The 12,903-nt window shown below is 69.5% G+C and carries 10 protein-coding genes; 7 read left to right on the top strand and 3 right to left on the bottom strand.

Annotated elements, in window-relative coordinates; genetic code table 11:
* Positions 1–27 precede the first annotated feature (27 nt).
* On the top strand, positions 28–456 hold the full coding sequence (locus ABZ855_RS19305; protein ID WP_360808286.1) for a VOC family protein: 429 nt from the start codon (positions 28–30) through the stop codon (positions 454–456).
* 27 nt (positions 457–483) lie between these two features.
* Here the strand turns inward: ABZ855_RS19305 and ABZ855_RS19300 are convergent, their stop codons facing one another.
* Both ABZ855_RS19300 and ABZ855_RS19295 read right to left on the bottom strand, forming a co-directional pair.
* A complete protein-coding gene (locus tag ABZ855_RS19300; RefSeq protein ID WP_360808284.1) occupies positions 484–1,776 on the bottom strand; it encodes an MFS transporter in 1,293 nt (430 codons plus the stop codon).
* A gap of 156 nt (positions 1,777–1,932) precedes the next feature.
* Complete coding sequence (locus ABZ855_RS19295) at positions 1,933–2,508, bottom strand: methylated-DNA--[protein]-cysteine S-methyltransferase (protein WP_360808282.1); 576 nt, start codon at positions 2,506–2,508, stop codon at positions 1,933–1,935.
* A gap of 312 nt (positions 2,509–2,820) precedes the next feature.
* On the opposite strand from ABZ855_RS19295, the gene ABZ855_RS19290 reads away from it, so the two are divergent.
* The 6 genes from ABZ855_RS19290 to ABZ855_RS19265 all read left to right on the top strand — a co-directional run bounded on the left by ABZ855_RS19290 (position 2,821) and on the right by ABZ855_RS19265 (position 11,533).
* A complete protein-coding gene (locus ABZ855_RS19290) occupies positions 2,821–3,687 on the top strand; it encodes an MHYT domain-containing protein (protein WP_360808280.1) in 867 nt (288 codons plus the stop codon).
* Positions 3,688–3,727: 40 nt separating this feature from the next.
* Entirely contained in the window at positions 3,728–5,866 is a 2,139-nt protein-coding gene (gene uvrB / locus ABZ855_RS19285) for an excinuclease ABC subunit UvrB (RefSeq protein WP_360808278.1), read from the top strand.
* A 249-nt stretch (positions 5,867–6,115) separates the two neighbouring features.
* Positions 6,116–6,682 (top strand): TerD family protein, encoded by a 567-nt coding sequence (locus ABZ855_RS19280; protein WP_319200595.1) that lies wholly within the window; start codon positions 6,116–6,118, stop codon positions 6,680–6,682.
* A gap of 51 nt (positions 6,683–6,733) precedes the next feature.
* Positions 6,734–8,845 (top strand): TerD family protein, encoded by a 2,112-nt coding sequence (locus ABZ855_RS19275; protein WP_360808276.1) that lies wholly within the window; start codon positions 6,734–6,736, stop codon positions 8,843–8,845.
* A gap of 285 nt (positions 8,846–9,130) precedes the next feature.
* Positions 9,131–10,132, top strand: coding sequence for a TerC/Alx family metal homeostasis membrane protein (locus ABZ855_RS19270; protein WP_360808274.1), 1,002 nt, complete (start codon positions 9,131–9,133; stop codon positions 10,130–10,132).
* 300 nt (positions 10,133–10,432) lie between these two features.
* Positions 10,433–11,533: an ionic transporter y4hA gene (locus tag ABZ855_RS19265; protein WP_360808272.1), complete on the top strand. Its 1,101-nt coding sequence runs from the start codon at positions 10,433–10,435 to the stop codon at positions 11,531–11,533.
* 15 nt (positions 11,534–11,548) lie between these two features.
* Here the strand turns inward: ABZ855_RS19265 and ABZ855_RS19260 are convergent, their stop codons facing one another.
* A complete protein-coding gene (locus ABZ855_RS19260; RefSeq protein WP_360808270.1) occupies positions 11,549–12,853 on the bottom strand; it encodes an MFS transporter in 1,305 nt (434 codons plus the stop codon).
* Positions 12,854–12,903: the final 50 nt, after the last annotated feature.

Below are 12,903 nucleotides of genomic sequence, written 5' to 3'. Positions count from 1 at the left end.
GGGGAAGAGACCACGAGTCTGGAGTACATGACGGACAACTCGGCGCGTCTCGACCATGTCGTCCTCTGGGTGCGCGATCCGCTGGCCGCTGCCGACTTCTACGAGAAGGCGGTCGGCATGGAGCCCCTGAGAATCACCGAATTCGCCGCGGGAACGGTGTCGTTTCCCTCCGTGCGTCTCAACAAGGAAACCATTTTCGACCTGGCACCGTTCTCGCTGGTGGAGCGCATGAACATGCTCCCCGGGTCCGCCGACAGCGCGGGCCATCCCGTCAACCACGTGTGTCTGTCCCTGCCCGCCGACTCCTTCGACGCCCTGCGCAGTCGCCTGCTGGAACGGGACGTACCCGTCTCGGACTTCTCGTACGACTCCTACGGGGCCCGTGGCACGGCCAGGCGCAGTTTCTACTTCAGCGACCCCGACGGCAACGTCTTCGAGGCCCGGCACTACGTGTGACCACCGCGGGCCCCGCGGTTTCGTGGGTCAGTCGCCTGCCGGCTCGCTCCGAACCGGCTGCGGGCCGCCGCGTGTGAACAGCGCCAGCGCGCCCACGGGTATCAGCAGGCATGCGGCGGCGAGATTCAACCAGCCGTAGCCCGCCTGTGCCATCACGAGCCCGGCGGTCGCGCCGCCGAGGCCCGCCGAGGTGTTCATGACGAGGTCGGACAGCCCCTGGGCGGCAGCGCGCGCGGCCTCGGGCACGGAGTCGGTGAGCAGGGCGGACCCGGAGACCAGCCCGGCCGACCAGCCGAGCCCCAGAACGAACAACGCCACAGCGACGCGGCCGTGACCGCCACCGGCCGTGCCCGCGAGGAACGCGGCGCAGGCCAGCAGCCCCACGGCGAGACCGATGCCCGACAGCCGTCCGACCCGGTCGGACAACCGCCCCATGAGCGGCGAGAACGCGTACATGCCCGCGATGTGACCACTGATGACCAGCCCGATCAGATCGATGCTCGCACCGTGGTGCCCGAGAGCGACCGGCGTCATCGACATGACCGAGACCATGGCGGTGTGGCACCCGGCGACTGTCACGAGCGCGAGCCTGGCGCGCGGCGAGGCGGCGACGGCGGTGAGGCCCGCCCGCAGGGACCTGCCCTCGGCCGACAGTTCCTTCGCCGGGGCGAGCGCACGGGCCGTGAGGAGCGGATCGGGGCGCAGCAGGACGGCCACCGTCGCCGCCGCGACCAGGAAGATCCCGGCCGCCCAGAGAAAGGGGCCCGCTGTCGCGGGTATCCCGAGCCCGGACACGCTGCGGCCGGCGGGCGCGGCGATGTTCGGTCCGAGGACCGCCCCTATGGTCGCCGCCCACACGACGTTCGAGATGGCCCGGGCCCGCTTGTCCGGCTCGGCGAGATCGGCGGCCGCGAACCGCGCCCCCAGATTCGCCGACGAGGCCGCGCCGAACCCGGCCATGCCGCACAGCAGCAGCGGAAAGCTGCCGATGACTGCCGCGACCACGACGACGCCCGCTCCGAGGGCACCCGCGAGATACCCCAGGACCAGTCCGGGCCGCCTCCCGCGCGCGGTCATCAGCGCCGCCAGCGGCAGCGAGGCCACCGCGGTGCCCGTGACCATCGCGGTCGGCGCGAGCCCGGACAGCGACTCGGTGCCGCTGATCCGCTGGGCCAGTACGGAAGAGAGCGCGACACCGGTGGCCACTCCGAGCCCGCCGAGAATCTGACTCGCGACGAGCACTCCGGAGACTCGACGACGCAGCGCGGCCCGCTGCTCGCCCGCCACGGGCACGCCGACGCTCCGCTCGACGGCGGTCACCGCGGCCCGCTCACACGGCCGAGGAATGTGCTCACTGGCGCGGTCCCCCCTGCTTCCGCACGGCATCCCCCGCACGGAACCCCTTCCGTGCGGGACTGTCCCCTCGTACTACTGGCCCCCTCTTGATGAAACCCTCGGGCCCCGCCGCCGAAACCCTCAGAACAGCGGCTCGGGCAGCACCCCTTCGAGCGCGAGCAGCTTCCGCTTGGTCTCCAGCCCGCCCCCGAACCCGCCCAGGCCGCCACCGCTCTCCACGACCCGATGGCACGGCACCACGACCGGCAGCGGATTGGCGCCCATCGCCGCGCCCACCGCCTGGGCCGCGCCCGGCCGGCCTACCCGATCGGCCAGGTCGCCGTACCCGACGACCGCACCGTAGGGCACACCCGACGCCAGTTCGCGCAGTACCTGGCGGTTGAAGCCGGAGATCAGGGACCAGTCGAGCGGCAGCTCGAAATCGTGCCGCTCACCCGCGAAGTACGCCGTGAACTGGCGTATCGCCTCGGCAAGAAGCGGGGACCCGGGCTCCTCCACGGGTTGCTCGCCGAACCGGGAGGCGAGCCGCTCCACAGCTCTCTCGCGCACCGACTCCGTGGCGTGGAACACCACGTTCACCAAACCCTCGTGCGTCGCGGCCAGCAGCAGCGGACCGATGTCGGTGCCGACAACCGCCCACACGACCCGCTGCCGCTTCTCCGGCTCCCGCCGCTCGTCCCACCCATGGCCGTCCATGTGCCCCACCGTACGACCCACCACTGACAATGCCCGGCGCCCGGCTCGGAAGGGGTGCGAAGGGGCCAGGAGTGACAGCGGGGGGACAGCGGGCAAAAAGGTACGACACAGACACAGATTGAACGGAGTTGCCCGAGTGTGCACACGCCTGCCGCACAAGTGGGGCAAGGCCGTGTTTCTTTGCCGGAAAATCGTTCGACCCCTCGGGAGCCAGTCATACTCTCTGCCACAACCCTGACCGCTGGCCGGTCCTGGGGCACGGAGGCATTTCAGGGAAATCCGGGATGCAACAGGGCGGAAGGGCAGCCGCGCATGCAGGGCACGGTCGACGGATTCAGCTACGGAATCGTCACACCGCTGGTGGCCTACCTCATGGCCTGCCTGGGCGGGGCGCTGGGCCTGCGCTGCACCACCAGATCGATGCTGGTCGCCCAGTCGTGGCGACCAGGGTGGCTGGCACTCGGATCGGTCGCGATCGGCTCCGGCATCTGGACCATGCACTTCATCGCGATGATGGGGTTCACCGTCAAGGAGACCCCGATCCACTACGACATGGCGCTCACCTTCGCCAGTCTGGGCGTCGCCATCCTCATGGTCGGCATCGGGATCTTCATCGTCGGCTACCGGGGCGCGAGCGGAACCGCATTGTTCACCGGGGGCACCATCACCGGCCTCGGTATCGCCTCCATGCACTATCTGGGCATGGCCGGAATGCGCCTCCACGGGAAGTTGGAGTACAACACGCTCACCGTCGCCGCCTCGGTCGTGATAGCCGTCGTGGCCGCCACCGCGGCCCTGTGGGCGGCCGGGCAGATCCGCGGCTTCCTGTGGAGTGTGGGCGCCAGTCTCGTCATGGGGCTCGCCGTCAGCGGTATGCACTACACGGGCATGGCCGCCCTGCGGGTCCACCTCCACACAGCACCAGGGAGCCCGGAGGGAGCCTCTCCCGCGACCCTGCTCGCCCCCCTCATGATCGGCCCTCTGGCCTTCCTCCTGCTGGCCGGCGTCGTCGTTCTGTTCGATCCGCTGATGGTCAAGGGCAAGCCCGACCTGCGCGCTGCCGAGAACAAGCCGGGCATCCCGGCCCACCCTCCGGTCCCGCACCCCGGCCGACGCCTCCCGCCGGGTGCCCGGCAGAGGCACGGACACCAGGGCTCCCGCACCCCGCAGAACCGGTGATCAGGACCCGTTGTCAGTGGGTGGTCGTACGGTGGATGTCATGCGGCCAGTTTCCGAGATCGAACGCACGGTGGCGCCCTTCGAGGTCGTCAGCCCCTACCAGCCGAGCGGCGACCAGCCGGCGGCCATCGCCGAGCTGGCTCGGCGCATCGAAGCAGGTGAGAAGGACGTCGTGCTCCTCGGCGCGACCGGCACCGGCAAGTCCGCCACCACGGCGTGGATGATCGAGAAACTTCAGCGTCCCACGCTCGTCATGGCGCCGAACAAGACCCTGGCCGCCCAGCTGGCGAACGAGTTCCGGGAACTCCTCCCGAACAACGCGGTCGAGTACTTCGTCTCGTACTACGACTACTACCAGCCCGAGGCGTACGTCCCTCAGTCGGACACGTACATCGAGAAGGACTCCTCGATCAACGAGGAGGTCGAACGCCTGCGCCACTCCGCGACGAACTCGCTGCTCACCCGGCGGGACGTCATCGTGGTCGCCTCCGTGTCCTGCATCTACGGCCTCGGTACTCCGCAGGAGTACGTGGACCGGATGGTCCCTCTCAAGGTCGGCGAGGAGATCGACCGGGATCAGTTGCTGCGCCGTTTCGTCGCCATCCAGTACACGCGCAACGACCTGGCCTTCACCCGCGGCACGTTCCGCGTCCGCGGCGACACCATCGAGATCTTCCCGGTCTACGAGGAGCTGGCCGTCCGCATCGAGATGTTCGGTGACGAGATCGAGGCCCTCTCCACGCTGCACCCGCTCACCGGCGAGATCATCAGCGAAGACGAGCAGATGTACGTCTTCCCGGCCAGCCACTACGTCGCGGGGCCCGAGCGCATGGAGCGGGCCGTCAACGACATCGAGAAGGAACTCGGCGAACGCCTCGCCGAACTGGAGAAGCAGAACAAGCTGCTGGAGGCTCAGCGCCTGAGGATGCGGACGACGTACGACATCGAGATGCTCCGCCAGATCGGTTCCTGCTCCGGAGTCGAGAACTACTCGATGCACTTCGACGGCCGCCTCCCCGGTTCCCCGCCGAACACCCTGATCGACTACTTCCCGGACGACTTCCTGCTCGTCATCGACGAGTCGCACAACACGGTCCCGCAGATCGGCGCCATGTACGAGGGTGACGCGTCCCGCAAGCGCACGCTCGTCGACCACGGCTTCCGGCTGCCCTCCGCGCTGGACAACCGCCCTCTGAAATGGGAGGAGTTCCAAAAGCGCATCGGACAGACCGTCTACCTGTCGGCGACCCCCGGCAAGTACGAGCTGTCCCGGGGTGACGGCTTCGTCGAGCAGATCATCCGCCCCACCGGTCTCATCGACCCCGAGGTCGTCGTCAAGCCCACCGAGGGCCAGATCGACGACCTGGTGCACGAGATCCGCACGCGCGCGGAGAAGGACGAACGCGTCCTGGTGACTACGCTCACCAAGAAGATGGCCGAGGACCTCACCGACTACTTCCTGGAACTCGGCATCCAGGTCCGCTATCTGCACAGCGACGTCGACACCCTGCGCAGGATCGAGCTGCTGCGCGAACTGCGCGCCGGCGAGTTCGACGTCCTCGTGGGCATCAACCTCCTCCGGGAGGGCCTCGACCTCCCCGAGGTGTCCTTGGTGTCCATCCTCGACGCCGACAAGGAGGGCTTCCTGCGCTCCGGCACCTCCCTGATCCAGACCATCGGTCGCGCGGCGCGCAATGTGTCCGGCCAGGTCCACATGTACGCCGACAAGATCACCCCGGCGATGGAGAAGGCCATCGAGGAGACCAACCGCCGCCGGGAGAAGCAGGTCGCGTACAACAAGGAGAAGGGCATCGACCCGCAGCCGCTCCGGAAGAAGATCAACGACATCGTCGCGCAGATCGCCCGCGAGGACGTCGACACGGAACAGCTCCTCGGCTCGGGCTATCGCAAGTCGAAGGACGGCAAGGGCGCCAAGGCACCGGTGCCCTCACTCGGCGGGAAGGCGGCCAAGGGAGCGAAGGCGGGCAAGGGCAAGGCCGGCCAGACGGTGCCGACGGACCGCCCCGCGGCCGAACTCGCCGACCAGATCGAGGAGATGACCGCACGCATGCGTGCCGCGGCGGCCGACCTGCAGTTCGAGATCGCCGCCAGGCTGCGTGACGAGGTGTCGGAGATGAAGAAGGAGCTGCGGCAGATGAGGGAGGCGGGCATCGCCTGAGTGCCGCACGGGGCACACGGGGTGCCCGGTCTCCGCACCGGCCGGGCACCCCGACCCGCCCCCGCGACCTGCGTCGTACGCGCAGTGTTGCAACACCGACACAAAGTGCGCCCGAGGCTTCGGCACTGTCAGTGCTCCTGCGTAGGGTTCAGGTCATCCGCGGACCCCGCGGAAACAGGGGACGGCTCGAGAGGGGAACAGCGCGTGGTGGACGTATCCAAGGGTGGAACACCCAGTGGCAGCGTCAATCTGACCAAGGGTCAGGCCATCAGCCTGCAGAAGAACGACGGGGGCACCCTGACCGCGGTGCGCATGGGCCTCGGCTGGCAGGCGGCTCCCCGGCGCGGCCTGTTCGGCACGCGTACGCGGGAGATCGACCTCGACGCATCCGCCGTGCTGTTCGCCGACAAGCAGCCCGTCGACGTGGTGTTCTTCCGCCACCTCGTGAGCGACGACGGCTCTGTGCGGCACACGGGCGACAACCTCGTCGGCGGTGTCGGCCAGGGCGGCGACGACGAGGCGATCCTCGTCGACCTCCCCCGTGTGCCGGTCCACATCGACCAGATCGTCTTCACCGTGAACTCCTTCACGGGCCAGACCTTCCAGGAGGTGCAGAACGCCTTCTGCCGCCTGGTCGACGAGGCCAACGGAGACGAACTGGCCCGCTACACACTGGACGGCGGCGGGCAGTACACGGCCCAGATCATGGCGAAGGTGCACCGCGCCGGCGCCGGCTGGAAGATGACCGCCCTTGGCACGCCTGCCAATGGCCGCACCTTCCAGGACCTGATGCCGGCGATCCTGCCGCACCTGTAACCGGGCCCGGGCAGCCCACGAACAACAGAACGACACGGGGGGACGAAGGCGATGACGGCCGAGCTGGTCCGGGGGCAGAACCATCCGCTCTCGCAGGTCCGTCTCGAAGTGCGGATCTCGGCCGGCACGCCGATCGTGGCCGCGGCCACGATCGGCGACGAGCAGGGCACCGTCCATGGTGTCGAGTGGGTTGCCCATCCCGGCGCGCCCACGCTCCCCGGTCTGGAGGTCTCCAGACAGGCGGCGGCCGATCACCGCCTCGCCGTGGATCTGGGCGCCGTGCCGGAGTCCGCGCACCGGGTCAGCGTGCTGCTCGCGCTGCCGTCCGGGGTAGGGGGCCCGGTTCGTTTCGGCGCCGTAGCCGCACCCTTCGTCACCGTCACCGGCCTCGACGGCACCGGGATCGCCAGCTACACGATCACGGGCCTGGAGGCCGAGTCGGCGGTGGTCGCCCTGGAGCTGTACCGCAGGCAGGACGCCTGGAAGGTACGAGCGATCGGCCAGGGATACTCCGGCGGCCTCGCCCAACTCCTCACCGACCAGGGCCTTCCCGAGGCGCGCCTGCTCGCGGACGCCATCAACGAGGCGGTGTTCCAGGCACACTCCCGCTCGGTCGCACCCCCTCCGCCCCGCACACCCGACAGCGACCGCACCCGCCGGACGACGTCGGCCGCACCCGCCCAGTCCGCGTCGCCCTACGCGGCTCAGGGACCGCAGGACCCCCTGGCTCCAGGGACACCGGAGCAGGCCGGCTCCGCGTCGCAGGGCGTCCAGGGTGCCGCATCGACGCAACCTCCGTCGCCGTACGGGGTCCAGGACCCGCAGAACCCGCAGGCGCAGGCCGGACAACCGGACGTTTCGCCCCAGGTGGGCGGCCGTGCGGGGGAAGCCGCGCAGACTGGCCCCTCCGCCACCTCCCAGCCGCCCGCCCCCGTCGGCGGCGCACCGATCAACTACAGCCACCCGAGCCGCCGCACCTCCGCTCCGCCACCGGCGCCGCCGACCGCACCCCCGTCCCAGCCCGGGCAGCCGCCGCGGCCGGTCGCGGGCGACGCGACCGGGTGGTCCATGGACGAGCGGCTCTACAACCAGGTCTGGGGCATGTTCGAGGACCTGGCGCGGACCGTCGCCGCGTACCGCAGTGCGGTGGACTTCGCCGACTCACGTCTTGAACAGGAGATCGACAAGGCGCTGGCGGATCCGCGCAGCCGGATCGGCGGCCAGGGCGATGCCGCCCGGGAGGCCGCCCGCGCCAAGCACGCGCAGCTCGTCGACCAGGCCCGCGCCGCCCTCGACCGCGACCTCTCCCAGCTCGTCGCGGAGGCGGAGGTCGTCGAGCCCGCGCTGCCTCTGTCGTACGCACGCTGGGACAACCCCGTCTGGCACGGCTACCGCGTACCGATGGAGCTGCCCATGGCGCTGCGGCTGGGCGATCTGCGGCTGCCAGAGAGCGCCGACCTGAGCATTCCGATGCTTGTTCGGCTGCCGTTGGAGCGGGGCCTGTGGATCGACAGCGGTGGTGAGGCGCTCGACGGTTCGCTCGTCGATTCCGACGAGCTGCGGCGGCTCGCGATGGACACGGCGGTGACCCACGCGGCCCGGCTGCTCGCCGTCCATCCGCCGGGTGAGTTCGCCGTGCACGTCATCGATCCGGCCGGCTCGGGCGCCCAGGCCCTCGCGCCGCTCGTACTGACCGGGGTGCTCGCGGGCCCGCCCGCCGCCGGGGCCGCGGGCGTCGCGGACGTGTTGGGCCGGCTGACCCAGCGCGTCGACCTGGTGCAGATGGCGGTGCGTGGTGGCGCGGCCGACTCGCTGCCGCCCGATCTCGACACCGCTCAGCAGCTGTTGATCGTCAATGACTTCCCGCACGGGTTCGACGACCGGGCGGTGACCCAGCTGCGCTACCTCGCCGACGAGGGCCCGGCCGTCGGGGTCCACCTGATGCTGGTCGCCGACCGAGAGGACGCCTCGGTCTACGGACCCCTGCTTGATCCACTGTGGCGTTCGCTTCTGCGACTCACTCCGGTACCCGACGACCACCTCGCCGACCCGTGGGTCGGTCATGCGTGGACGTACGAGCCATCGGTCGTGCCGCAGGGCAGCCAGGTGCTCCAGCAGGTGCTCAGCCAGGTGGCGGCGGCCCGTCGCTCATGGAACCGCTGAGGCGTCCAGGACCTTCACCAAGCATCCGTAAAGTCTTCCGACCTGCGGATTTTGGTTTTCTTTTACCAATCTCTTTACCTTTCCTTGGTGATTGGGGTACTGTTTTCCCAACGGAGGGGAGTACTCCCTACCTGCTGCGGCGTACCCGTCAATACGGATCACTCCAGATCCCGGGGCGTCGGCCCGCAGGCACCGGGCGCGTGAAGGAGCCCGGCTGTCGCGGGTGGAAGAGACCTCCGGTAGCGACGACGCTGAAATTTGCCGTTACGTACTGCCGGAGGCGCAGTGAATGTTTCCGTGACCCTGTGGGTCCTGACCATCGTGGGTCTCGCCGCTCTGATCGCGGTGGACTTCTTCATCGGGCGCAAACCCCATGACGTATCAATCAAGGAAGCCGGGATCTGGACGGTCGTCTGGATAGTCCTTGCCGCACTCTTCGGCCTGGGGCTGCTCGTCTTCAGCGGCGGTGAGCCCGCTGGCGAGTTCTTCGCGGGCTTCATCACGGAGAAGTCGTTGAGCGTCGACAACCTCTTCGTCTTCGTCCTGATCATGGCGAAGTTCGCGGTGCCCTCGCAGTACCAGCAGCGAGTGCTCCTCATCGGTGTCCTCATAGCCCTCGTCCTGCGTGCGATATTCATCGCCGCCGGCGCCGCGATCCTCGCGAGCTTCGCTTGGGTGTTCTACATCTTCGGTGCCTTCCTCATCTGGACCGCCTGGAAGCTGATCCAGGAGGCCCGGGCCGATGAGGAGGACGAGGAGTTCGAGGAGAACAAGCTGCTCAAGGCTGCCGAGAAGCGGTTCGGTGTGGCCGACCGCTACCACGGCACCAAGCTGTGGATCGAGGAGAACGGCAAGCGGATCATGACGCCGATGCTGGTCGTCATGCTCGCGATCGGCACCACGGACGTACTGTTCGCCCTCGACTCGATCCCGGCGATCTTCGGCCTCACCCAGGACCCGTACATCGTCTTCACCGCCAACGCGTTCGCCCTCATGGGTCTGCGCCAGCTGTACTTCCTCATCGGCGGCCTGCTGAGGAAGCTGGTCCATCTCTCGTACGGCCTGTCGGTCATCCTCGGCTTCATCGGCGTCAAGCTGGTGCTGCACGCACTGCACGAGTCCGGCGTCCACGTACCGGAGATCTCCATACCGGTCTCCCTCGGGGTGATCTGCGGGGTCCTGGTCATCACCACGATCACCAGCCTGATCGCCTCCAGGAAGCAGGAGGCGGCCGAGGCGGCGCAGAAGGAGAGCGAAGGCGCTCCCAAGGACAGCATCGAGGCCTGACCGCGCCGGACGTAGGAACAACCACCTCGGGAACGGTGCGGCGGCGAATTGCCGGCCACCGTTCCCGATGCCTGGTCGCGCTGGTCCAAGAGACCGGAGCGACGTGTGCGCGCCGGGCTTCGCCTGCGGAGGGCGGCTCGGCGGGCGCCGGAGTACGTGCCCTGTTTCGGGGCACCAGGTCGAAGCGGGGCAGAGGGCGAAAGGGGCACTGTGGTGGAGCGTGTGTGGGGCCGGCGTCAGGAGGCGGGCGTGCGGCGGTGTGCGTGTGCAGGGCCCGTGTCGGTCTGCGACGATCGCTGAATGATCGTGCAGCTGCGGTCGCTCGCGACGCGGTGGACGGCTGTCGTGCCGGTGGCCGCGGTCGTCCTGCTCGGCTTCACGTGGGGCCGCGATCTTCCTGGTGTGGTGGTCGCGCTGGTGACGCTGGTCCTCGCCGGCGCCGTTCTGTCCGCTGTGCATCACGCCGAGGTGATCGCCCACCGGGTCGGTGAACCCTTCGGGTCCCTCGTGCTGGCCGTCGCCGTCACGATCATCGAAGTCGCCCTGATCGTCACACTGATGGCCGACGGCGGGGACAAGAGCGCCACCCTGGCCAGGGACACCGTCTTCGCGGCCGTGATGATCACCTGCAACGGCATCGTCGGACTGAGCCTGCTCAGTGCCTCAATCCGCCACGGGACCGCGGTCTTCAACCCGGAGGGGACCGGCGCCGCCCTGGCCACCGTCGCCACACTGGCCACCCTCAGCCTGGTGCTTCCGACGTTCACCACGAGCAAGCCGGGCCCCGAGTTCTCCACCGCCCAGCTCACCTTTGCCGCACTCGCCTCGCTGACCCTGTACGGCCTGTTCGTGGCGACCCAGACCGTGCGGCACCGCGACTACTTCCTCCCGGTCACCAGACAGGGCGAGGTCATCGACGCGGACGGCCACGCGGAGCTTCCGAGCCGCCGTGACACCCGGGTCAGCCTGGGACTGCTGGGCCTGGCACTGATCGGCGTGGTCGGCCTCGCGAAGGGAGTCTCGCCCACCATCGAGTCCGGGGTGGAGGCGGCGGGCCTGCCGCATGCCGTCGTCGGTGTGGTCATCGCCCTGCTCGTGCTGCTTCCCGAGACCATCGCCGCGTTGCGCTCCGCGCGCCGGGACCGGGTGCAGACCAGCCTGAACCTCGCCCTTGGGTCCGCGATGGCCAGCATCGGCCTGACCATCCCCGCTGTGGCCCTGGCGTCCGTCTGGCTCTCCGGACCACTGGTCCTCGGTCTCGGCGCCACCCACATGGTGCTGCTGGCCCTGACGGTGGTCGTGGGCTCGCTGACGGTGGTGCCGGGGCGGGCGACGCCGCTCCAGGGCGGCGTACATCTGGTGCTGTTCGCGGCCTATCTGGAGCTGGCGATCAACCCCTGACCATCACGGCGGAGGTCAGTCCGTGGCAGGGAGGGCGACGAGGCGGGGCACCGGCCGGGTCTCCGGCAGCAGTGCGAAGCACCCCAGGCTGAACAGCGCGATTCCCGTCAGATAGGCGCCCACGCTCCACGGCACCCGCCCGCCGTGCTCGGCGAGCGCGGTCGCCACGATCGGGGTGAGGGCGCCGCCGAGCACCCCGCCGAGGTTGTAGCCGACCGCGGCACCCGTGCACCGTACGCGGGGCTCGTACAGCTCCGGCAGATAGGCGGCGATCACCGCGAACATCGTGACGAACGCGATCATCGCCACCAGGAAGCCGAGGAACATCAGCAGCGGTTCACCGGTCGACAGCAGAGCGACCATCGGGCACATCCACACGGCAGCGGCGGCACAACCCGTGAGGCACAGCGGCCGGCGACCGTAACGGTCACCCAGGAGAGCCACCACCGGCGTCAGAGCGCCCTTGACCACCACCGCGGCCATGATGCAGGCCAGCATGACGGTACGGCTGACACCGAGCCGTTCCGTCCCGTAGGCGAGGGACCAGGTCGTCACCGCGTAGAACACCGCGTAGCCGACCGCGAGCGCGCCCGCCGTCAGCAGGACCAGCCGCCAGTGGTCGCGCACGACCTCGGCGAGCGGCACGCGCGCGTGGTCGTCGATCTCCAGGAAACGCGGGCTCTCCGCGAGCGAGGAACGCAGCCACAGCCCCGCCACGGCCAGCACCCCGGCCGCCCAGAACGGCACCCGCCACCCCCACGACGCGAACTGCGCCTCCGTCAGCGACGCCGACAGCGCCAGCATCACCCCGTTGGCCAGGACGAAGCCCACCGCGGGGCCGATCTGCGGGAAACTCGCCCACAGGGCGCGCCGTTCGGCGGGCGCGTGCTCCGCGGTCAGCAGGACCGCCCCGCCCCACTCCCCGCCGAGGCCGAGCCCCTGGAGGAAACGCAGCACCAGAAGGAGCACGGGAGCGGCCGTGCCGATCGACTCGTACGTCGGCACACAGCCGACCGCGACCGTCGACGCCCCCGTCAGCAGCAGCGAGACCACGAGGACCGGCCGTCGCCCCCGCCGGTCCCCGATGTGCCCGAACAGCACCGACCCCAGCGGCCGGGCGACGAACCCCACACCGAATGTCCCGAAGGCGGCCAGGGTCCCGGCCAGCGGGGAGAAGGTCGGGAAGAACAGCGGCCCCAGAACCAGCGCGGCCGCGGTTCCGTAGACGAAGAAGTCGTAGAACTCGATGGCCGTCCCCGCGAGCGAGGCGGCGGCCAGCCGCACCATCGAAGGCGCCCTTACCGTGCGTACGTCGTGCATGCCGCTTCAACTACCCACGGTGACCGCACGTTACGGGGGCGTGCGGGGGC

The sequence above is a fragment of the Streptomyces sp. NPDC047042 genome, from assembly GCF_040644035.1.
Taxonomy (GTDB): Bacteria; Actinomycetota; Actinomycetes; order Streptomycetales; family Streptomycetaceae; genus Streptomyces.
Note: the sequence above shows the minus strand (reverse complement) of the source record. Positions and strands in the feature narration are given on the sequence as shown.

Coding starts and splice junctions, on each gene's coding strand:
- ABZ855_RS19295 (WP_360808282.1), bottom strand. CDS start 2,508: ATGGACGGCCATGGGTGGGACGAGCGGCGGGAGCCGGAGAAGCGGCAG.
- uvrB (WP_360808278.1), top strand. CDS start 3,728: ATGCGGCCAGTTTCCGAGATCGAACGCACGGTGGCGCCCTTCGAGGTC.
- ABZ855_RS19305 (WP_360808286.1), top strand. CDS start 28: ATGACGGACAACTCGGCGCGTCTCGACCATGTCGTCCTCTGGGTGCGC.
- ABZ855_RS19275 (WP_360808276.1), top strand. CDS start 6,734: ATGACGGCCGAGCTGGTCCGGGGGCAGAACCATCCGCTCTCGCAGGTC.
- ABZ855_RS19265 (WP_360808272.1), top strand. CDS start 10,433: ATGATCGTGCAGCTGCGGTCGCTCGCGACGCGGTGGACGGCTGTCGTG.
- ABZ855_RS19260 (WP_360808270.1), bottom strand. CDS start 12,853: ATGCACGACGTACGCACGGTAAGGGCGCCTTCGATGGTGCGGCTGGCC.
- ABZ855_RS19290 (WP_360808280.1), top strand. CDS start 2,821: ATGCAGGGCACGGTCGACGGATTCAGCTACGGAATCGTCACACCGCTG.